This is a genomic window from Streptomyces sp. CA-106110 (assembly GCF_050936285.1).
In the GTDB taxonomy this organism is placed as follows: Bacteria; Actinomycetota; Actinomycetes; order Streptomycetales; family Streptomycetaceae; genus Streptomyces.
The window spans coordinates 596,061-617,572 of record NZ_JBNJNB010000001.1 but is presented as its reverse complement, the minus strand read 5'-3'; the positions used below and the strand labels follow the sequence as shown (position 1 = coordinate 617,572).

The following is a 21,512-nucleotide window of genomic DNA, read 5'->3' as shown; positions in this document are numbered from 1 at the left end:
CCGGGCCAGTGCTCAGGGCCTGTCCCCACCCCGACGTGCGTTGCCGGTAACGGCTCGGTGCGGAGCTCGGGGGGAGAAGCCCAAGGGCCTCCGTTCCATCCGGAGGCCACAGGCAAGGGGAAGACCGGACGGGTGAAGGCGACTGAACCCCTGATGATGCTTCGTGATCTTTAGCCCCGCCGATGGGATGCTCCAGCGGGGTGCAGGACTGGCCGTTGAGAAGCGGCAGGCGCCGGTTGGGGATTCTTTACCAGCCGGGAGAGCATCGCCGTCCCGGAGTCGAGGGGGCACCCAACCCGGTCGTATCTCGCTCGTGTGGAACGTGACAACCCCGATGGGGTCCGGAGGCAGCTGTCTGCGGTAAGCCGACCGTAAGGAAGGCCCAACTCCCCAGCGGGCACAGGATGACCCAAGAAGCCAAGGCCGGCAGCCGAAAGGCAGCAGGAAACCGGGGCTGGTGATCGGCGCCTCCGCCGATCGCCCCGCATAACTGGCCGGATACGGGCGGCTGCCCGGACTCGAAAGGGTGCTGACGTGGGTCAGGTGGGCCTGTGAGGAACCGATGACCATCAGCGCTGGAACCGAAGGGCAAGTTGGACACCATGGCATCACCGATGCCCACGACGGACTCCGCCGTGGGCGGCGAGGCCGCGGTGAACGGACCGGAGGACACCTCCACCGACTGGCTGTCGATCGATTGGCAGACAGCGGAGGAGCAAGTACGGCGGTTGAGACAGAGGATCTTCACGGCGTCGCAGGCAGGGGACCTCAAGCGGGTCCGCAATCTGCAGAAACTGATGCTCCGTTCCCGCGCCAGCACGCTGCTGAGCGTGCGGCGGGTCACGGAGGTCAATGCTGGCCGCAAGACGGCGGGCATCGACAAGATGGTCGTGCTGCTGCCCCAAGGAAAGGCCGAGCTGGCCGACTGGATGCAGCACAAGGCCACTGCGTGGAAGCCCAAGCCCGTCAGGCGGGTGTTCGTACCGAAGGCGAACGGACGTCAAAGGCCGCTCGGCATTCCCGTGATCTTGGACCGGTGTCTTGAGGCCCTGGTCCTCAGCGCACTCGAACCCGAGTGGGAGGCACGCTTCGAGCCGCGATCCTATGGGTTTCGGCCCGGCCGTGGCTGTCACGACGCGATCCAGGCCATCTTCCAGACCGTGAAGGGCAAGGACCCCAAACGGCAGTGGGTGCTGGACGCCGATCTGACGGCGGCATTCGACCGGATCGATCATGATCGGCTTCTGACCCGGATCGGTCAGTTCCCCGCCCGGGGACTGGTCGAGCAGTGGCTCAAGGCCGGGGTGGTCGACCAGGGAAGATCCGCCCAGACGGTCGAGGGGACCCCGCAAGGCGGGATCATCTCACCCCTGTTGATGAACGTGGCCCTTCATGGGATGGAGGGGGCGGCAGGGGTCCGCTATCGGCAAACCGGCGCCCATGCCGGGGAGACGGAGGCGGGCTCGCCGATCCTGATCAGATACGCCGACGATCTTGTGGCTCTCTGCCACAGCCGTGAGGAGGCGGAACTGGTTAAGGACCGGCTCACCGCGTGGCTGGCGCCCAGAGGCCTGGTCTTCAACGAGGGCAAGACGCGCATCGCGCACCTCGACGACGGCTATGACTTCCTGGGATTCAACGTCCGCCGCTACCGCGGAAAACTGCTGATCAAACCGAGCAAGGCGGCCTTGCAACGGATCCGGGACCGGCTCACCGCCGAGGTATTGAACCTGCGAGGGCTCAACGCCGCAGCGGTGATTGCCAAGCTCAACCCGATCATCCGGGGCTGGGCCGCCTACTACCGGGGCGTGGTGTCCAGCGAGGCATTCGCCTCGCTGGACTTCCACATGTGGAAGCTCACCTACAAGTGGGCCAAGTACAGCCACCCGAAGAAGTCGAGGCACTGGGTGGCGTCCCGGTATTTCGGTCGGTTCAACCGGACAAGGCAAGACCGGTGGGTCTTTGGAGACCGGGAGACCGGCGCCTATCTCACCAAGTTCGCCTGGACCAAGATTGTCCGGCACCAGATGGTCACCGGCGGGGCGTCGGTGGATGACCCCGCTCTGACCGAGTACTGGGCTGTACGACGGCGCAACAAGAAGCCTCCGCTGAGTCCGAACGGGCTGCGTCTGCTTCAGAAGCAGCACGGCCGATGTCCGCTCTGCAACGGGCTCTTGTTGCACGCCGACCACGAGCCACAAAGCCCGTCCGAATGGGAACAGTGGCTCAAGGTGACCCGACAGGCGGTCCGCAAGAACGCGATCACCGCCGCCCCAGGTCGCAGCACGCCGGGCGAGATCCTCTCCTTCCGCTTGATCCACACCCACTGCCACCGCTGGCTCGATACCAGCACCGGCGGTCGGACAGCACTGCCATCTGCCAACGAGGCCACATAGGGCCTGCTTGAGCCGTGTGCTCGGACGACGGGCACGCACGGTTCTGAGGGGGCGGGAGCACAGCAATGTGCTCCCGCTACCCGACCGCGTGAACGGGTCCGTCAGCAGGCTGACGGACCCTCATGCAAGATCGAGGTGACGTAACGCCAGTGACCGGTGTGTCAACGTACCGGCACTGGCGAATCCTGGCCACATGGCGATCATCCGCCGCGTCGCGACCATGTTCGCCGTTCACAGCCGTTGGGATCCTTCGCGTTCAGGAAGCGCTGGCCTGCTGACCCTCAAACAGTTGAGCAGCACGCTGGACCGATCCGCTGCTGACACAGACAGGCCAGTCGGACACGGTTACCAACACAGGAGTCCGAAATTGGGCAGTTCGAAGCGATGGGGTCCAAGACGGTGGGACCCCTTCGTCCGTGCAGCCGCACTGATCGCCGTACCCCTGGCGGTCATCGGCCTTGAAGTCCCGGCCCAGGCAGCCACGCTGACACACCATGCCCAGGCAGGTGTCACAGCCGGCGCTGCGGCCCCGTCCTCGGTGCCGGCGGAGCGGGTGTGCGCCGCCCCCAAGCCGGGTGACTACAGCTGTTTCGCGCTGCGTCGCACGGACAAGCGGGCCCCCGCTCGCTTGGCTGCCGACGTCATGCCACCCGGCTTTGGACCGGCGGACCTGCAGGGTGCCTACAACCTGCCGGCGTCGGGTGGTGGCGGCCGTACGATCGCCATCGTCGACGCCATGGACGACCCCAACGCGGAGGCGGACCTCGCCGCCTACCGCGACAAGTACGGGCTGCCGCCCTGCACGACCGCCAATGGCTGCTTCACCAAGGTGTCCCAACGCGGCGGCACCGACTACCCGGCGCCCGACCAGGGCTGGGCAGGCGAGATCTCGCTCGACCTCGACATGGTGTCCGCCGCCGCGCCCGACGCGAAGATCCTTCTGGTCGAGGCGGACAACCCCAACGGCGATGACCTCGGCGCGGCCGTCGACGAGGCCGTGGCGCTGGGCGCCAAGTACGTCTCCAACTCCTACGGCACGCAGTACGACGAGGAAGAAAGCGGCGAAGACCCGTCCGAGACCACCACGTCGGACGTTCACTACAACCATCCGGGTGTCGCGATCGTCGCCTCCGCCGGTGACAGTGGCTATGGCGTCTCCTACCCGGCCGCCTCGCAGTACGTGACTTCCGTGGGCGGCACGTCCCTGGTCAAGGACTCCGGCAACGCCCGCGGCTGGTCCGAGTCGGTCTGGGGCGGCACCGGATCGGGTTGCTCGCAGTACGAGTCCAAGCCGGCCTTCCAGCACGACACCGGCTGTGCGAACCGTTCCGTCGCGGACGTCTCCGCCGTGGCCGACCCGGCCACCGGCGTCGCGGTGTACCAGACCTACGGTGGCACCGGCTGGGCGGTCTACGGCGGCACCAGCGCCAGCGCGCCCATCATCGCGTCGACCTACGCGGTGGCCGGCAGCCCGGCCCCGGGGACATACCCCAACTCCTACCCCTACCAGCACCCGGCCGCGCTCAACGACGTGACCGCGGGGAGCAATGGCGGTTGCTCACCGGAGTACCTGTGCACTGCCGGTACCGGTTACGACGGCCCCACCGGCCTCGGCTCCCCGAACGGCGTCGCCGCGTTCACCAGCGGCCCGCACGGGGTGGTCTCCGGCACGGTCACCAGCACCACCGGCGGCCCGGTCGCCGGAGCCACCGTCTCGGCCGACGGGCTCAGCGCCACCACCGACTCCAGCGGCGCCTACTCGCTCGACGTGCCGACCGGCACCTACACCCTCACCGCATCCGGATACGGGTTCGCCAGCTCGGTCGTCAACGGGGTGACGGTCGCCGACGGTGCCAAGGTGAGTGAGAACTTCACGCTCGCCCCCGTGCCCAGGCACACCGTGAGCGGCACCGTCACCGACGGCAGCGGACACCACTGGCCGCTGTACGCGAAGATCACCGCTAGCGGTGTGCCCGGCGGCCCGGTGTTCACCGACCCCGCCACCGGCAAGTTCAGCCTCGACCTTCCGCAGGGACACGACTACACCCTGACCGTCAGCGCCGCCTACCCCGGCTACGAGCAGGCGCACAAGACGGTCACGGTGGCGAGCTCTGACCAGACCGTCCCGTTCGCCCTCTCCGTGGACCGGGTGGCTGAGACCGCACCGGGCTACGCGGTCCACCACGTCGGGGGGACGCAGACCTTCGACTCGACCACCGCGGCCCCGTCCGGCTGGAGTGTGGCCAACGCCCCCGGCACCAGCGGCGGCTGGAGCTTCAACGACCCCGGCCACCGCGGCAACCTGACCGGCGGCACCGGCGGCTTCGCCATCGTCGACAGCTACCTCGCGGGCTCCTCGGCCTCGCAGGATTCGCAACTGATCAGCCCGGTCTACGACCTGAGCAAGGATGCCACCCCGCAGGTCGAATTCGACACCGACCAGCTCAGCCGTCAGCCCGGCACCGACCAGGACATGATCGACGCGACCACCGATGGTGGCCAGACCTGGACCAACGTTTGGAAGGGCAACCTGTGGGGAGCAGCACACCACTTCAAGGTGCCGCTTGCGCAGTACGCCGGCAAGTCCAACGTCCAGCTGCGCTTCCGCTACGTCGCCCAGAGCGACTTTTGGTGGGAGCTTGACAACATCTTCGTCGGCAACCGCAGCTACGACCCGGTCCCCGGAGGCCTGGTGGCCGGCACCATCGCCGACGCCAACACCGGCGCCCCCGTCAACGGTGCACGGGTGACCAGCAAGAGCGCTCCGGCTGAGTCGGCGCTCACCTCCGCCACGCCGACCGACCCGAACCTGCCGGACGGCTTCTACTGGATGTTCTCCTCGGCCACCGGCAAGCACCAATTCTCGGCGGTCAAGCCCTACTTCGCCACCGGAACACAGCCGGTCGACGTCGCCGCCAACGGCGTGGCCTGGCACAACTTCAAGCTGAAGGCAGGCCGACTCACCGTCAACCAGTCATCCATCGACATCGCCGTCGCCACTGGCGGCAAGAAGTCCGCGAAGCTGATCGTCCGCAACGAAGGCAGCGCCCCGGCCACCCTGAAGCTCGCCGAGCATCCCGCGCTGCTGCCACAGCTGTCGCGAGGCGGCGCACCGCTCAACCGCCTCGCGGGGACCTTCTCGCCCCTGCCGATGAAGGCCCTGGCGGCACGCGGTGGTGCGGGCGCGACGAGCACCACGGCCGCGCGCGTCCCCACCGGGACGCGGACCACGGTGGCCGGGACGGCCTGGCAGACCTCGGCCGATCTACCCACGGCGCTCTCCAGCAATGTGGCCGACTTCTATGACGGCCGGCTCTACACCGGATTCGGCTGGGCTGGGTTTGCCGTAGGCGACGTCAGCTCGCTGTACTCCTACAACCCCGCCACCGGCGCCTGGTTCCAGCTGGCCTCCGCCACCGATCCTCGAGAAGCACCCGCCCACGGCTTCATCGGGGGCAAGCTCTACGTGGCTGGCGGCTGGGGCGGCCCGAGCGGTGTCGACCGCAAGCTGGAGATCTACAACCCGCGCACCGACCGGTGGTCCGTCGGCGCCGACATGCCCACCGCATACGCGGCCTCCGGCAGCGCGGTGCTGAACGACAAGCTGTACACGGTCGGCGGCTGCTACGCCCTGTCCTGCGCCGGCGTCACCGACGTCCAGGTGTACGACCCGCACACCGACAGCTGGTCCAAGGCCGCTCCGTACCCCGAGCCGGTCACCTGGACCTCCTGCGGGGCCATCGCGGGCAAGCTCTACTGCGCCGGCGGCATCTCCGGCGACTACAGCGACCACCCCATCAAGCACGCCTACGTCTACGACCCGGGAATCAACAGCTGGTCACCGATCGCCGATCTGCCGAACACCACCTGGGGCGCCGCCTACAGCGCCGCCAACGGGCAGCTGCTCGTCTCCGGCGGCGTGATCAGCGGCGGTGGGCTCCGCCCGACGCTGACCAACCAGACCTACGCCTACAGCCCCGCCGCCAACGCCTGGACCGCGCTGCCCAACGCCAACCTCACCGTGTACCGCGGCGCAGGGGCGGCCGGGTTCTACGTGGCCGGCGGCCTGTCCAGCAACCAGATACTCGCTCCGTCGATCAGCAACGTGTCCCTGCTGCCCGGCTACAACCGCAACTCGTCTCCGACCAACGTCGACTGGCTCTCCGAGACTCCCAAGTCGGTGACCATCGCACCTGGCCGGAGCACCACGGTGACGGTCACCGTGAACGCCGGAGCACCGGGAATCGTCACCCCCGGCGACTACACCGCGGCCCTGTCGCTCAGCGCCGACACCCCGTACCCGGTGCTGTCTGTTCCGGTCACCATGCACGTGGGCCCGGCCGGGAACTGGGGCAGGATCGCGGGCACCGTGCTCGGCCCGGACGGCCACGGACAGCACGTCCCGCTGGCCGGGGCGACAGTCAAGATCCGCTCCGGCGCCAAGAGCTACACCATTGCCACGACCCAGGAAGGCATGTACAGCCTCTGGCTCCCCGTCAGCGGACGTCCGGCGACCGTCCTCGCCGCCAAGAGCGGCTTCAAATCCACCACCGCGACCGCAAAAATCACCGATGGCTTGACGACCAGGCACAACTTCACCCTCAAACCGGCTTCCTGAGCCTGGCACGCACAGGTGAAGTGAACTGACGCAAGACGTCCCGGCTCCCCTCCAGGAGCCGGGACGATTTTTTTGCGGCGGGAACAGCCGACCTGGCCCTCCCGGGCGAGCACCCCGTGACAGGCCGGCGCCGAGGACGGTTGATCCCGACGTCCAAAGCCCCCGGCACCGCAGGCCGAGCAGCCGGCGGACACCAAAGGGTAGGTGAGCGCGGTGCCCGCGCCGGCACCGCTGCGAGGACTGGGGCGGTCACGGCTGCCCCGTACATGAGCCGGCTGGTGATCGCCTTCACCGGCTTTCTCCGAGGATGCCCCGGCCTTCAGGCCGGGGAGGAATCGGACTCCTGCGGAGCAGGGCAGGGACAGCCGGATCGCCGTCAGGGCGATCCGGCGTCCACTCCGCACGGCCGTGATGCCGCCCACAACGGTCAAGAACTCTCAACTGTCAGTCCTCCCAGGTAGGTTCGGATGCATGACGACAGAAGCGACCACGAAGGACACCGGGCATGCCCGGTACACCTTCCGTGTACGCCTGTCGAAGACAGCCCGGCGCGCACTCGAAGCCGAGTGGGATCGCTGCCGCTGGATCTGGAACGAATGCGTGGCCAAGTCCCGGCAGGCCCACGCGCAGAGCAGAGCGGGCGGCGAGAAGTTGACGTGTGGTCCGGCGCAGCTGGACAGGATGCTGACCGACGCCCGCGGGGTGATGCCGTGGCTGGCCGAGGGTGCCTCGGTGCCGCAGCAGCAGGTGATCCGGGACTTCGCCAGGTCGAGGGCGAAGGCGCTGAAGGACATCAAGGACGGGCTTGCGCAGCACCGCCGGGCGGGGATGCCCCGCCTCAAGCGCAAGCGTGACAGCCGACCGTCGCTGAACTACACCCGGCGCGGTTTCCGCCTCAAGGAGGGCCGCCTGCACCTTGCGGGCCAGATCGTGCTGAGCGTGGTGTGGTCGCGGGCTCTTCCGGCCGACCCGTCGAGCGTGCGCGTGTACCAGGACACGCTCGGACATTGGTACGCCTCCTTCGTCGCCCCGGCCCAGGTCGAGCCGCTTGTGGAGACCGGCCACGTCCTGGGCGTGGACTGGGGTGTGAAGGAGACCGCGACCACCACGGACGACGCCTACGACCTTCCGCATGCCGAACACGGCAAGCGGTCCGCTCAGCGGCTCGCGAAGTACCAGCGGATGATGGCCCGGCGCCGGCGACCGAAAGGACAGCGTGCATCCACCGGCTACCGGAAGGCGCAGGCACAGGCAGCGAAGCTGCACAGGAAGATCGCGCGGCAGCGGGAGGACACCGGCCGCAAGTGGGCCAAGTCCGTCATGCGCGATCATGACGGAGTGGCGGTGGAGGACTTCCGCCCGAAGTTCCTCGCGAAGACCACGATGGCCCGCAAGGCGGCCGACGCGGCCATCGCGGCGACGAAGCGTGCCCTGGTCGAGATGGGCCGCAAGCACGCACGGGACGTCCGTCTGGTGCACCCGGCGCACACCACGATGGACTGCGCAACGTGCGGGGCGAGAACCAAGCACGCACTCCCTCTCTCGATGAGAACGTATGCCTGCACCGTGTGCGCAGCCGTGTCCCCCAGGGACAAGAACTCCGCCCGCGTGATGCTGGTCCGGGCAGGTTGGAACCCGGACGGTGTCGAGGGCGTAAGACCACCTGAGCCGCTGGCTCCGGTGGCGGCCTGAGCCGTACATCCCCGCTCAACCCTGGAGGGTGGAGAATCCCCTCCCTTCAGGGAGGGGAGCCTTCAAAGACTGGCCTCGGTGAGGGCAGCTCCCCTGCGAACCGCCTCGCGATGCATGCGCGTCCTCGGACCTAGAACGGTCGGCGTGTTTGCCACGGAAAGGGTGCGAGGTCGGGCTCGACCCAGCCGGTCCTGGCCGGGGTGTCGGCCAATGTTGAGGGCCGGTAGAAGCGAGTGAGCAGCTTCTTGTCGAACAGCGCGGGGTGCTGGTCGACGAATGCGTCGAAGTCTGCTGTGTCGGACTGGCCCGCATGGTGGCCCACCAGCTCCACCCAGGCGCGGCTGACGGTGGCGTTGTACTTCTGCGGGGCGCCTGCGTAGCGGGCGGTGCGCTGGATACCATCGCTGACCAGATCCACTGCTGCGTGGGTGCCGTAGCGCCGTACGGCCAGCCAGGTCAGGTGGACGTGCTGGCGGTGCCCGAACTGCTCGGCGGCGGCCATCACCTCTGCCATCAGCTCCGGGAACGGTGAATACTCTTCCTTGGGGCCCTGGCCGTTTGTGATCATGCCCCCTCCTTGATCAACGCATCCAGAACGGCGTAGAAGCCGGCGATCGCCTCGGCAGGCAGGCCGTCCAGCGCGCGGCTCTCAAGATCAGCGAGCGTCTGCTTGATCAGGGCTGCCGCTGCACGCCCGGACTCGGTGAGTTCGATGAGCACCGAGCGGCGGTCGTTGGCGCGCGTGCCGCGGGTGATGTGACCGCGTCGTTCCAACCGGTCCAACACGCTGGTCAGTGTCGTGGGGCGAATGCCGATGGCGGCGCCCAGTTGGGACACGGTGCGGCCCTGGCCGTCGGCGAGGTTGGCCAGCGCGTTGATCTCGGAGGCGGTCAGGTCGAGGTCGACGAGTTCGGCGGCGATCAGCTGCAAGGTGGCGTGGGTCGCGCGCTGCAAGGTCAGCAGCACCGACCGTTCAGATGACACGGATTCGGGCTTCATGATTTCGGATATTACGAGATCGAACTATGGGCTGCAAGTGCCAGCACTGTCTACGAAGCCCGAACCACACGCCTACCTTGACGAAAGACGTAGAGGCACCGTCGGTGGTCGACCAAGGTGAAGGAGGCGGTATCGGTCTGGCGCCGCGTCGGGGAACGACGGTGGCAAGAGTCCCAGGGCCGCAGTTGAGCCGAAACAGCTCGATGATCAGTGGGGCGGCGGTGCCGGAAGGGGAAGTGATGGGCCGGCCGGGGAGCCTCCGGCGTCGAGTGGGGCGGCTCCACCACGGCGAGATCGCCCTCGGCTGCAGCGAAGAAGGGGGAGAGCCTCGCGACGCCCTCGTCCTTGATCTCCTGCCCCTCGACGCAGAGGTGGGCGACGGGAGCGCCAGGTAGCGGGTGCTTGCGCGGGCCTTGGGTGGTGGTTTGGGTCAGGCCACGGGCAGTCCTGTGATGGCGCCGATCATGTCGGCGGTTCGGGCGGCGGCGGTGTGGGGTTCCCGGCGTTCGAGGAGGATTGATTCCAGGAGTGCGTGCAGTTGTGCGGAGACGCGTGCGTACGGCGGTGTGGCGGGGCGTACGACGGCTTGCTGCAGCATGGTGCCCGTGGTGTGCAGGAACGGTGAGTGCTGGGCGGCCTGTTCGAGTGCGGTGCGGCGTGGTGCCAGCTGCCAGGTGTCTTGGGACATGGTGGCGAGTGCTTGGATGGAGGTGAGGGCGCGCAGGAGGCGCATGCTCTGCCGGGGGGAGGCCGCTTGCCGGAAGATGCCGTAGGCCATGCCGCCGGCGAGGGTGGCGGCGGGGCCGCGGGGGCCGGCGGGCATTGCGATGAAACCGAACTGGTCGAGCAGGTCTTGTGTGGTGAGTGACGCGGCGGCTGCCAGGGCCGGGGCGTCGTAGCTGCCTCCTATGGCCATGCTGGCCTGGCCTTGGGCGAGTTGGCGTATGGGCACATGGCGTTCGTAGCTCACCGACTCGGCGGAGATGACGCCCGCGTGGAGGAGTTCGCGCAGGAAGGCGAGGGATTCCGTGGCGGCAGCCGTGTCGAGTGTGACGGCGTCGTGGTCGAGGACTCCGGCGCCGTTGGAGGCGAGCAGCGACAGCAGGCAGTAGGTGGCCGTTTCGCCGGCGGCGGAGCCGCCGGGCAGCGTCAGCGGTATGGCCGTGCCGCGCTGGGCCAGGGTCTGGCCGAGGGCGGCCAGTTCTTTCCAGGTCTGCGGTGGTTGGTGTCCGGCGGCGGCAAGGTCGGATCGCCGGTACCAGATGCCGGCGACGTCCGCCTCCGCCTGTACCGCGACGGGGCGGGCGTCGAACTTGTTCGCCGAGCGGAACGGCTCGAGGAAGTCCCTCTCGTACTCGTCGTCGACCCAGTCGGGGTCGAGTTCGTCCAGCGGGGTGAGGAAGCCGGAGGCCGCGAACTCGTGCACCCATACCGAGTCCATGATCGCCAGGTCGGGTGCCTGGCCCTCGGCGATGGCGCGTACCAGCACCTGGCGCAGGTCGGACAACCCGACCTGGACGATGTCCAGGGACAGCTCCGGCGGCGCCGCGGCGCGCACCGTGGCTTCCCAGGAGCCCTCCGGGACGACGACCTTCAGGGTGCTCGCGGCGGTGTTCGGGGGGACCCAGCTCGGGTTGACGAAGGAACCGTGGCGGCGCTGGCGCAGCACGATCCCTTCCTCGGCCATCTCGGTCAGGGCCCGGTTGACCGGGGTGCGGCTGATGCGGTACATGGCGCAGAGTTCCTGCTCCGTGGGCAGCCGGTCACCGGGGCCGTACCGGCCGCCGACGATCTCCTGGATCAGCAGGTTCTTCAGCTGAACGTAGACCGGCAGCGGCTGCGTGGGGTCGATCACCGTCACCCGTTCCTCGTTTTCATGCGCGCCACACGTTGTGCCCGCCCTTGGTTATACCAAAGTGGAGGATTCCGAACACAGCCGCGGGCCAGGCGAACCAGTGGCGGGCCAGCCACCTCCCGCTGTCGGCGCGGTAGGTCTCCGGAAGCAGTCCGTCGACGCCCGCGACATGGCCGATGCGCTCCAGTACCGCCTTCGCGCGGGCGTTGTCCCTCATCGTCCGTGCGACGGCGAGTTCCTGTGCGTCGCCCAGCGTCCACGTCCCTGGGGTGTGCGCCGATCCCAGCCCCCCGAAGCGTCCGGCGACATGGCCGGCGTTGTGCGGGGAGAACGCGAACCGCATGGTGGCGATCCAGTGCTCGTCCTCGGGGGAACAAAAGCCCCAAGTCGGGGCCAAAGCGGTGGGCAAGTCGTTGGCGTCGTGGTAAAGCCGGTGGTGGCCGTTGCCGTCGGTCTCGTAGGCCCACTGTGGGCCGAACGGCCCCTCGCAGGTGAAGGCCCGCGCGATGGCGCCTGAGAGATTCTGCGCGGTCTGCTCCAGATGCAGCGATTCGAGACCCAACTCGGAGGACCAGGGCGCCAGTTGCGAGGCCGTGTGCCAGTACAGGATCTGCGTGGACAGAGCGAAGGGCAGCTCGCTGGGGTCGTCGGCGGGGTTCTCCGCTCCCGCCAGCAGCCCGTCGTGACCGTCTCGGGGCAGTCCCTGCCAGACCTCGGTGATCAGTCGGCCCCATTGGTGCGCGGCATCGCCGCCGTCCGGTCTGATGGGCCACCGGCCCGCGACGCGCCGGTAGTCGGCGAGTTCGAGGAGGGGATACAGCTGTTGATCGGCCTGCACGGCCAGGTCCTTGGGCCGGCCGTCGGGCAGGTGGCTGCGCATCCAGGGCGCGCCTGGCGTGCGTCCTCTGCCCCACAGCCACCGCAGATGGCCGGCCACCACATCGGTGACGGCGTGGTCGTCGGGTGCCGCACACAACAGGAGCAGCGCCTGGTAGTAGGCGTCACGGGTCCAGCTCAAGGGGAGCAGTCGGTGGTCGGTGAGAATGGTGCGATCTCCGTGGCCGACGTCGAGCGCGGTGCAGCCCAGCACGTAGCGTACGGCTCCGGCCGCGATGTGCTCGAGGGTCCCGGGTGGATCGGCCTGCGTGATCCGCGGCGCGGGGGCGGTAGGGCGCAGTCCATCGCCCGGCCAGGGGGGAGGTGCCAACGACACCGTGACCGTGATCTCCACAGGTTCGCCGTCGTCGGCGGTGATCTCCCACTGCGCGGCGCCGCCGGCATCGGGCACCCAGCGACCGGCCGTCGCGTGCACTGCCACGCGGGCCGAGGTGGTCAGGACCGGTGCAGTGACGGTGAGTTCGCCGGGCGACACCTCCACGTCGCTGTGCACGTCGAGAGGGAGGGGCGGATTGACCTCCGTGATCTCTGCCAACGCGCTGCGGTCCAGTCGGCCGCCGAATCGCAGCACCGCACGCACATCGGGGGTGGCCTCGATCACGTACCGCTGAGCGAGTGCCGCTTGGCCGGGTAGGGCCCATGCCGTCACCGAACAGGTCCACCCGCGTCCACTGCGGTGCCACACGGGCCGGCCTTCGCCGTCCAGAACGGCGCGGCACTCGGGCACCTGCTCGTCGGGCAGGTCCAGGCGCAAGAACGCGAACCGCTCCTGGGTGAGCTGTTCCCTGTAGCGGCGCACGGCCGCCGGGTCGCCGCGCTGCTCCTCGTCGAAGGGCGGCGAGGCCAGCATCTCGACGAAGCCGTGAACCGGGTGCGGGGCGCCGAGGGACAGCCATGATCCGTCGCCGCCGAAGGAGCCGGCGACGAGCCCGTTGCCGAGGTCGAGCGGTTTGGGCAGGCCGGCGCTCAGTGCCCCCTCCGCCGCGTTTGGGGTCTGCCCGCTCACTGGTCACCCGCCGTCACGACACCGAGCCGGTCCACGGCCTCCGGACGGTACAGGTCGACCTGCCGCATGCCCAGTGCCGGCTCCTGGTGGCGTTCCTTGGCGATCAGGTCGAGGTCGAGCCGGGCACGCAGCGCGGTCTCCTCCGCTCCCGCCGAGGCCAGCACGTTTCCCGCGGGGTCGACGATCAGGGAGTGGCCGGTGAAGCCGCCGCCGGTGAGGTTGCAGGCGACGGCGAACATCTGGTTGTCCTGGGCGCGGGCCCTGGTCCGCAGGGTCAGCAGGTATTCGTAGCCGATGGGTACGGCCGAGGGGATGACGAGCGTCTGCGTCCCGGCCAGGGCCAGGGTCGTGGCCAGTTCGGGGAAGGCGTGCTCGAAGCAGATGAGCGGTCCGAGTCGGCCGGCGGGCGTGTCGACGGTGAGGAGGCCCTGGCCGGCTGTGAACCGGGTGAGCTCCGCGGGGTAGAGGTGGGTCTTGCGAAACGGGTGCACCGCCCCGTCGGGCAGGATGACCGCGGCTGTGTCGTACAGGACGTCGCCGTCGCGTTCCAAGAGGCCCAGGACGATGGTCGTACCGACCTCTGCGGCTGCCTTCGCCACAGCGGAGACCGTGGGGCCGTCGAGCGGCTCGGCCAGTTCCGCGCCGCGCTCGTCGAGCATGTCCAGGTCGTAACCGGTGGTGATCAGTTCGGGCGTCACCACCAGGTCGCTGCCCGGACCGTGTGTGCGCACAGCGTCCAAGAGGCGCTCCACGTTGCCCGTCACATCGCCCAGTTCTGCCGACAGTTGCAGGGCGACGACATCCAGCACACTCATCCTTTGACTCCTCCGGCGAACAGCCCGCGTACGTAGAACCTGTTGAGGGCGATGAACAGCAGCAGCGGTGGAAGGACCACCATGATCGAACCGGCCGAGACCAGGTTCTCCTGCGCCAGATGCGGCGACTGCAGATTCGCCAGGCCGACCGTGAGGGGCTGATGATCACGGTCGAGCAGCGTGAGGCCGAGCAGGAGGTCGTTCCACACGAAGACGAAATCGATGATCGCGAACGACACCAGTCCCGGCAGGGCCAACGGCAGTACCACATACCTGAGTTGGTTCAGATGTGAGGCTCCGTCCAGTCGGGCCGCCTCGAGCAGTTCCTCCGGCACGTCCGCGAAGAAGGCGGACATCATGAAGACCGCCCAGCCCGCGCCGAAGGCGGTGTGGACCAGGATGATGCCGAGGTACTGCAGGTCGCCCTGCGCAAGACCCAGCAGGCGCAGCCACGGCAGCAGCGGGATCAGGATGATCTGGACCGGCACGATCATCGTCGTCAGCAACAGGAAGTAGGTCAGCCGCTTGAAGCGGAACTCCAGCCGGGCGAAGGCGTACGAGGCGAGCGCCCCGATCAGGAGGGATACCGCCACCGACCCGAGGGTGATGATAAAGCTGGGTACGACGTACTGCGACAGTCCCTGGTTCCACGCATCCCGGTAGTTGGCAAGCGTCAACTGCGACAGACCGCCGTGCCACCACCCGCTGCGGGTCTGGCCGATCGGCAGTACCGAGATCGCGAGCGCGGTGACGACGGGCACCATCCAGACCAGACTGGCGGCCGTCAGCGAGCCGTAGAGCGCGGTGACCGTGAAGCGGTTCCTCCTCACCGTGACTCCTTCCGGGGGAGCATCGACTTCAGGTAGGGGAAGCCGAGGACGATCAGCACGGCCGACATCAGCACCGCGACGGCGGCGCCCTGTCCGGCCTGCGGCGAGGTGAGGAAGGCGAACGCCTCCTGCCAGGGCAGCAGCCCGAGGACGGTGGAGTCCGTGCCGGGGCCGCCCGAGGTCATGACATAGACGATGTCGAACGTTCGGAGCGCGAAGATCACGCTGACGACGAAGACGATCCGCATGGGCTGCCGCAGGTGCGGCACGATGACATGGCGCACCACCTGCAGCGGCCCGCAGCCGTCGACGCGCGCGGAGTCGACGAGTTCCTGGGGCAACGAGGCCAGCCCCGCACTGAAGGTGATGACCCCGTAGCCGGCGAATGCCCAGGCCGCCGCGATGATCACGAAGACGTTGACCAGGCGGATGTCGTAGAAGCCCAGATTCAGCGTGCCGGGGTCGGCGAGCCATTGGCCCGTTGTCTTCAGGTGCAGCGGGCCGATATTCAGTGTCCCCTGCAGGTGCAGGGCCTTGAGGACGGCGTTGAGTACCCCGATGTGCGCGTCGGGGTTGTAGACGAAGGACCAGATGACGCCCGCTGCCGCCAGGGAGATCGTCATGGGCAGCACGAACACGGTGCGGAACACGACCGACCAGCGCCGGGCGTGCCAGATGGCCACTGCCGCCACCAGGGAGATCCCCACCACCATTAGCGGGAAGAGGATCAGCCACAGCAGCGAGTTGGCGCCGGCGTGCCAGAAGTCCGGATCGCTCAGTGTGTGCCGGTAGTTGGCCATGCCCGCGAACTGCCAGGTGGAGCGGTCGAACAGGTTCCACGGCCGCAGCAGGCCCCAGGTGAAGAAGCTGCTCAGCACGCTTTGCAGGACTGGCCAGAGATAGAACAGGGCGAAGACGACCATCAGCGGGGTCACGAAGGCGTAGCCCGTGCGGCTGCCCCTCTTTCCCGCTGTGCGGGTGCCGCCCGGGGCGGTGGGTGTGCGGCCGCCGCCGCGGCGGTCACCGGTGGATCCGGGACCGCTCGCGGGCGGTGGCTTCTTGAGGGAAGTGATCATCGCCGTCTCACTGGTGGGAGCGGGTGTCGATCTGCTTCATCTTCGAGATGAAGGCGTTGACGTTCGTGTCGCGGACGAACTGCGTGAGCGCCTGCTCGTACTTGACCTGGATCTCCCCGCCGATCCAGTCGTCGAGGTCGTAACCGGCTTGCTGGGTCGGGTTCTTGGGCCACAGGGCGGCCGCGTTGCGGTCATTGACGTTGGGGTACGCGCTGGCCGGGACCTTGGCGTTCGGCGCGACGTATCCGCCGATCTTCGCCCAGATCTCCTGGGCCTGAGGCGATGCGAGGTAGTCCAGCAACGCGCGCGTGGCGGCAGGGTTCTTGGACGCCTTCGCGCCCATGAACAGGTCACCGCTCACAAATTGGGGCGCGGGCGTGCTGCCGTAGGCGGGCATCTCGAAGAAGGACAGATCCTTGCCCGGCACCAGTTTCGTGCCGCATTCCTGGGGGTCGACCAGGTTGATGAAGGCGCCCTGGTTCTCGAAGAGGTACTTGCCCGCGACCCGCCCGCAGGTGGCGTCCGTGAAACTGCTGGACAACGATGTCGACGGGAAATACGAGCGGATTGTGTCCGCGAAGACCTGGAAGGACTTCACGATCCGCGGGTCGTCCCAGCCGATCTTGCCGCGCGCCAGGTCGTTGAACGCGTCCGCCCCTGCCACCCGCAGCAGGATCGAGTCGGTCCACTGCGTGAGCGGCCACTGGTCCTTGCCGCCCACCGCGAACGGGGTGACGCCCTTGGCCTTGGCCGTGTTCAGCACCGAGGTGAACTGCGCCCACGTGTGCGGTACCGACACGCCGAGCTTGGCCATCTGCTTGGGGTCGTACCAGATCAGGGCGTTGACGTTGCCCTTGAACAGCACGGCGTCGGTGTGCCCGTCGGAACCCTGGGCCATGTCCCGCACGGACGGGGTGTACTCGCCGTCGGCGACCCACTTGTCCCAGGACGAGTCGAGATTCACCAGCAACCCCTGCTGGGAGAACGTCCTCACCAGTCCGGGCAAGGCCACCGACACGTCCGGCGGCGAGCCCTGAGCGAACTGCTGCGTCAGCAGGGCCTGACCCTGCTCGAACGGAACCGTCTCGACCTGCACCTTGACCGACGGGTACTTGGCCTCAAAACCCTTGATGACCTGCTTGAAGGCATCACCTTCACTACCGGTCCAGTTGCTCAGTACCCGCAGGTTGCCCTCAACCTTGCCGCTACTGCTCGGCGTACTGCCGCCCGACCCGGCGCATGCCGCCACCGTGCTCAGGAGCAGCGCCGTCGCCACCCCCGTTGTGACTCGTACACGCCTTCGGGTCATGAGTCTCACGATCTTGCCTCCCGGTCTGGGCGATCAGTGGGTGCCACCGTGCAATCCATTTGTCATTGCTCAATGACTAATGCGTGCGGAGAGTCTGAAGTCGCGCGTTAACGCCTGTCAAGACCGGGATTTCGCCGACTGGGGCGCACAGGAGGCTGAAATGTCCTGAATGGCCAGATTCTCTGGTGGGGGTCGACCGCTGATGGTCATCGGCTCTCAGGGGCGGCTTCCACTTCTGGGGCCTCCAGTGGGACTTGTCATTTCGGTAATTTCCGCCCGAAAGGTCGATAACGATTCCATTGCAACAGGGTCACGGCCGTCCTGATGGATATGTGCTGTTTCCTCCCGTTGCAGCGGAATTGTGCCGCCCTCCCGGGTCGCACCCCTTCGAATGCGAACCCCCTGCGTCTTCGCCCCGGAGAGGCGAAGACCGGGCGGCGGCGGCACGTCGGCGGTGCCCCGCGTATTGCCTCGTCGTCGCGCTCGCCGTCGACCAGAATCACGAGCGAGAAGGCCCCGAGTTTGTCGAGGCGGGCGAGCGGCGGAAGCCACCGCTGCTTCTCCTCCTCGTTGCCCAAGCGGTCGGGGTGCCCATGACCATCCCGGACTGCACGGCGTTGATGGGTCGGAGCTCCCTTCACCACGGGGGAGTTCCATCCCGACGAGGCCAGTCTGGAACCCGTTGAGGCCGAGTGCCCCGTACCCGTGCACCGTTGTGCCGACCACGCCCACGTTCGCGAAGGCCGGGAGCAGTAACCCACCTGTCCGCTGCGTTCGAAGAGGACCTCAGCGGACTCCCCGACCATGTCTCGGGCGAGTTGGGTGACCCATGTCGCCGTCGGGTGCGCGGTCGCACCGAGCCAAGATCTCAGCGTCCTTGTTGCTGTGGCTCATCGGTAGGAGCCGTATCAAGGTGAACACGCTCGTCAAGCCCAGGTAGGGCAGTCGCAGCAGCACCAGATCATCCTGGTGCCGACCGAAGCCGGGCCGGCAATCATCGAGTCAGTCCCCGATGTCACCGCCGACCGGCCGGGACGAATGACCGCACCGCACATGGCTGACCAGCACGGATGAGGTCGCTGGCACTTACGGCGTCGGCGTCGGCGAGAGTAGTCCCACTCTCTGGCGACCACCCTTCGATGCCAGGCCAGTAGCATCCCTGGTGTGACCGGGAAGACGCTGCCCCAGTGGCGGCGGGGTATCAGCGACGACAGGGCGGCCGACCAGAACCGGCTGGCGGACTCGTAGCGGATCGGATTGGTCGGTTGCCCTCGCAGTACCGCGCTCTCGTGCCGCAGCACCAGCAGTTCGGCATCCTTGGCGGTCTCCCGGCGCCCAGTACCGCCAGCACGGACACAGCGCACGGTTGGCTGCGTACAGCAGCGAGGTGATCGACGTGCAGCATCCCAGCCACCGCCGAGGGCTCGGTACGCAGGTTTCCACCTGCAGCGATGACTGTGTGAGCCCCACACCGTGGCATGGCTTCCGGCGGTGTCGCCGCGGAACCTCGAGGTCATGCGGACAATGGCCGACGCGGAGACCCCGCCCGAGGCGCTGCGTTGCTACCGGTCGTTCTTCAACCGCTCCTCAGCACATAAAGACCCGGTCCTGTGAGGGCACGACGAGCAAGTGAGGCCGCTGCCCCGGTTCCCTTGCCCGCCAACAGGGTTGGCGGGCAAGGGAACCGGGGCAGCGGCCGGGTCATCGGGATGCCGCGATCGATGCCGCCGTGAGTCTGTCCACGGCTGTCGCGACCGCCTCGGGGCTGGAGATCATCGTCAGGTGCCGGGCGCCCGGGATGAGTGTCGGAGGCGGTGCGCCGATACGGCGGGCGGTCTCTTGCGGCGTCTGCCGGGTGAACACGTCGTCCTGGGCTCCGAACACCACCGACTTGGGCAGGCGCACCCCGGCCAGCCCAGCCACCTGGTCTGCGGGCAGACCCGGCACACCCGCGGCCAGTATGCTCCAGAGTGCGTTCTCCGCCCCCGGCACCCGGAGCGGGCGTCGCCACTGATCCAGACCGGCGGCGTCCAGGCGCGGACAGGCAGGCCCGCATTGTGCGTCGTACATACTGCGGATCACTGCGTCGACGCCGAGCCCGAGCCGCAGCAGGCTGGTGCGGTACGGGTCGATCAGTACGTACTTGAAGCCCGGCGGCGGTCCGGCACCGGTGTCGAGGGCGTCGCCGTCGAGGAGCATCACACCCCCCAGCCGGCCAGGGGCCCGCAACGCCGCCTCGGTGACCACGGCGGCTCCGCTGGAGTGCCCCACCAGCAGCGGGCGCTCGCCTGGACCGCCGAGGTGCATGGCGTCCAGGAAGCCCAGGAGCTGACGAGTGAAATGGTCGACGGTGTACGGGCCATGGCGCTCGCTGTATCCGTCCCCCGTCAGGTCGAGCGCGTACACCCGGTGGTCGTGGGCGAGCAGCGGAGCAAGGCGCGACCAGGTGTCCACGGATTCGAAGGCGCCGTGCACCAGGACGACCGGTGGGCCCTCCGTACCCCAGGTCTGGTAGCGCGTGCGGATGTCGGTGGCCTGCACGTACCTGAGCCCCCGCGGCGGCGCGGCGCGTCGGGCCGTGACAGCGTTGAAGATGAACGAGGCCGCTGTCACGACCACCAGCATGACGGCACAGCCCAGTGCGGCGCGCCGCAGCCACCGCCGCAGTCGGGAGCGGCGTGGCGGGTGCGCGCGCTCGGCCCGGCGCAACGGCGGAGCGGATGCCGGCTGGGCGCCCCCGTCTCCGGCTTGGCGAAGATCAGCTGTCACGGCCCACAGCATCGCCCATGGCACACCCGCGGTCATCCTGCGGGGGGAGTCATTGTGGCTACTCCGCCCGGTGTAGCGGAGGGGAGTCGTGCGGTGATGGTTATTTCAGGTGTCGTCTGAAAGAGCGTTTTGTCCCGGCGGTGGTGTTTGCTTCGGGGTTCAGGTGTCGCGCCAGTTCAGGGTGGATTCGCGGGTGAGTCGTCGGCTTATGAGGTCGATCATCGCGATGTGGATTATGGCTTCGGAGCGGTGGGGGTGGGTTTCGTAGTCTCGGGCGAGGCGGCGGTGGTGCATGAGCCAGCCGAAGGTGCGCTCGACCACCCAACGTCGGGGGATCACCTTGAATTCTTTGGTGCCGGGGTCGCGTTGGACGACTTCGACGTCGATGCCGAGGTGGGCGCCGTGGTCGATGGCTTTCGTGCGGTATCCGGTATCGGTCCACGCCTTGGTCACGCGAGGGTTGGCGGCGGCAATGCGGGAGAGCAGACGGATGCCGCCGGCGTTGTCGGAGATGCTCGCCGCGGTCACCCAGACAGCCAGCAGTAGGCCGAGGGTGTCGACGCCGATATGACGCTTGCGACCTGCGATTTTCTTGCCGGCGTCGATGCCCTGGCCGGCCGTGGGCACATTGGCCGAGGTCTTGATGCTCTGCGCGTCCAGTATGCAAGCACTGGGCTCGGCGTCCCGGCCTTCCGCCTCACGCACCAACCGGCGCAGGAGTCCGTTGAGCTGGTCGAAGATGCCTTCCTTTTGCCAGGCAGCGAAGTACCCGTAGACCGTCTCCCATGGTGGGAAGTCGTGAGGGAGATAGCGCCATGGAATCCCGGTCCGGTCGACATAGAGGATGGCGTCCATGATGCGGCGCAGGTCATGTTCGGGCGGGCGTCCGATGTCCAGGCCCTTGCCTCTTCGCTCCGCCCGCCAGGCAGTGAATGTGGGTTCCAGTAGTTGCCAACGCGCGTCGGACAGGTCGCTGGGATACGGCCGTTGTCGCTCCATGTTTCGGTAGTACCGTCCGGCAGACCCCTTCCCCAGGGCGCAAAAGGCGTCAATCGGGGGCGCCCTGGGATCAGACAGGATCGAGCTGACTGAAACGGGCCGACGCTTGATGTCTGCCGTCACTCCTGCCTCAGCGAGAACTTCTGCCCCAGCAATTTCAGGCCGACCTGGTCCACGAACATCCACCAAACACCACCGCCGGGACAAAACGCTCTTTGAGAGTGTGTTTGAGATCTCGGGCGTGCTCGGGT

Annotated in this window: 13 protein-coding genes; 3 read left to right on the top strand and 10 right to left on the bottom strand. The window is 67.9% G+C overall.

The window, feature by feature from the left end; all coding sequences use genetic code 11:
- Positions 1 to 614: 614 nt before the first annotated feature.
- From ltrA to ACQEXA_RS03040, 3 genes are all read left to right on the top strand, one after another.
- Complete coding sequence (gene ltrA / locus ACQEXA_RS03050) at positions 615 to 2,396, top strand: group II intron reverse transcriptase/maturase (protein ID WP_433128492.1); 1,782 nt, start codon at positions 615 to 617, stop codon at positions 2,394 to 2,396.
- Between the two features lie 367 nt (positions 2,397 to 2,763).
- Positions 2,764 to 7,014 carry a carboxypeptidase regulatory-like domain-containing protein gene (locus ACQEXA_RS03045; RefSeq protein ID WP_433128490.1) on the top strand — a complete coding sequence of 1,417 codons (4,251 nt, stop codon included), beginning with the start codon at positions 2,764 to 2,766 and terminating at the stop codon, positions 7,012 to 7,014.
- A 471-nt stretch (positions 7,015 to 7,485) separates the two neighbouring features.
- Positions 7,486 to 8,706, top strand: a complete 1,221-nt coding sequence (locus ACQEXA_RS03040; RefSeq protein WP_433128489.1) for an RNA-guided endonuclease InsQ/TnpB family protein — start codon at positions 7,486 to 7,488, stop codon at positions 8,704 to 8,706.
- Positions 8,707 to 8,836: 130 nt separating this feature from the next.
- Here ACQEXA_RS03040 and ACQEXA_RS03035 read toward each other — a convergent pair whose 3' ends face one another.
- The 10 genes from ACQEXA_RS03035 to ACQEXA_RS02990 form a co-directional block, all read right to left on the bottom strand.
- Positions 8,837 to 9,274 carry a hypothetical protein gene (locus ACQEXA_RS03035; protein WP_432937450.1) on the bottom strand — a complete coding sequence of 146 codons (438 nt, stop codon included), beginning with the start codon at positions 9,272 to 9,274 and terminating at the stop codon, positions 8,837 to 8,839.
- Positions 9,271 to 9,705: a MarR family winged helix-turn-helix transcriptional regulator gene (locus ACQEXA_RS03030; protein WP_433128487.1), complete on the bottom strand. Its 435-nt coding sequence runs from the start codon at positions 9,703 to 9,705 to the stop codon at positions 9,271 to 9,273. The genes ACQEXA_RS03035 and ACQEXA_RS03030 overlap by 4 nt, the downstream gene beginning before the upstream one ends.
- A gap of 430 nt (positions 9,706 to 10,135) precedes the next feature.
- Positions 10,136 to 11,560, bottom strand: a complete 1,425-nt coding sequence (locus ACQEXA_RS03025; protein ID WP_432937456.1) for an extracellular solute-binding protein — start codon at positions 11,558 to 11,560, stop codon at positions 10,136 to 10,138.
- A gap of 19 nt (positions 11,561 to 11,579) precedes the next feature.
- Entirely contained in the window at positions 11,580 to 13,463 is a 1,884-nt protein-coding gene (locus tag ACQEXA_RS03020) for a glycoside hydrolase family 125 protein (protein ID WP_432937459.1), read from the bottom strand.
- Positions 13,460 to 14,278 (bottom strand): carbon-nitrogen hydrolase family protein, encoded by an 819-nt coding sequence (locus ACQEXA_RS03015; protein WP_359399549.1) that lies wholly within the window; start codon positions 14,276 to 14,278, stop codon positions 13,460 to 13,462. Before ACQEXA_RS03015 ends, ACQEXA_RS03020 begins: the two co-directional genes overlap by 4 nt.
- Positions 14,275 to 15,108, bottom strand: a complete 834-nt coding sequence (locus ACQEXA_RS03010) for a carbohydrate ABC transporter permease (protein WP_432937464.1) — start codon at positions 15,106 to 15,108, stop codon at positions 14,275 to 14,277. The genes ACQEXA_RS03015 and ACQEXA_RS03010 overlap by 4 nt, the downstream gene beginning before the upstream one ends.
- Entirely contained in the window at positions 15,105 to 16,184 is a 1,080-nt protein-coding gene (locus tag ACQEXA_RS03005; RefSeq protein ID WP_433128484.1) for a carbohydrate ABC transporter permease, read from the bottom strand. Before ACQEXA_RS03005 ends, ACQEXA_RS03010 begins: the two co-directional genes overlap by 4 nt.
- 7 nt (positions 16,185 to 16,191) lie before the next feature.
- Positions 16,192 to 17,493, bottom strand: coding sequence for an ABC transporter substrate-binding protein (locus tag ACQEXA_RS03000; RefSeq protein WP_432937469.1), 1,302 nt, complete (start codon positions 17,491 to 17,493; stop codon positions 16,192 to 16,194).
- A gap of 1,701 nt (positions 17,494 to 19,194) precedes the next feature.
- Complete coding sequence (locus tag ACQEXA_RS02995) at positions 19,195 to 20,262, bottom strand: alpha/beta fold hydrolase (protein ID WP_432937472.1); 1,068 nt, start codon at positions 20,260 to 20,262, stop codon at positions 19,195 to 19,197.
- A gap of 159 nt (positions 20,263 to 20,421) precedes the next feature.
- The gene (locus tag ACQEXA_RS02990) at positions 20,422 to 21,261 is read right to left on the bottom strand and encodes an IS5 family transposase (protein ID WP_433128482.1); all 840 of its coding nucleotides are present in this window, start codon (positions 21,259 to 21,261) and stop codon (positions 20,422 to 20,424) included.
- Between the last annotated feature and the right edge of the window lie 251 nt (positions 21,262 to 21,512).

Excerpts from the sequence above, each read along its gene's own strand:
- ltrA (WP_433128492.1), top strand. The coding sequence starts at position 615 with ATGCCCACGACGGACTCCGCCGTGGGCGGCGAGGCCGCGGTGAACGGA.
- ACQEXA_RS03000 (WP_432937469.1), bottom strand. The coding sequence starts at position 17,493 with ATGACCCGAAGGCGTGTACGAGTCACAACGGGGGTGGCGACGGCGCTG.
- ACQEXA_RS03030 (WP_433128487.1), bottom strand. The coding sequence starts at position 9,705 with ATGAAGCCCGAATCCGTGTCATCTGAACGGTCGGTGCTGCTGACCTTG.
- ACQEXA_RS03015 (WP_359399549.1), bottom strand. The coding sequence starts at position 14,278 with ATGAGTGTGCTGGATGTCGTCGCCCTGCAACTGTCGGCAGAACTGGGC.
- ACQEXA_RS03035 (WP_432937450.1), bottom strand. The coding sequence starts at position 9,274 with ATGATCACAAACGGCCAGGGCCCCAAGGAAGAGTATTCACCGTTCCCG.
- ACQEXA_RS02990 (WP_433128482.1), bottom strand. The coding sequence starts at position 21,261 with ATGGAGCGACAACGGCCGTATCCCAGCGACCTGTCCGACGCGCGTTGG.
- ACQEXA_RS03005 (WP_433128484.1), bottom strand. The coding sequence starts at position 16,184 with ATGATCACTTCCCTCAAGAAGCCACCGCCCGCGAGCGGTCCCGGATCC.
- ACQEXA_RS03040 (WP_433128489.1), top strand. The coding sequence starts at position 7,486 with ATGACGACAGAAGCGACCACGAAGGACACCGGGCATGCCCGGTACACC.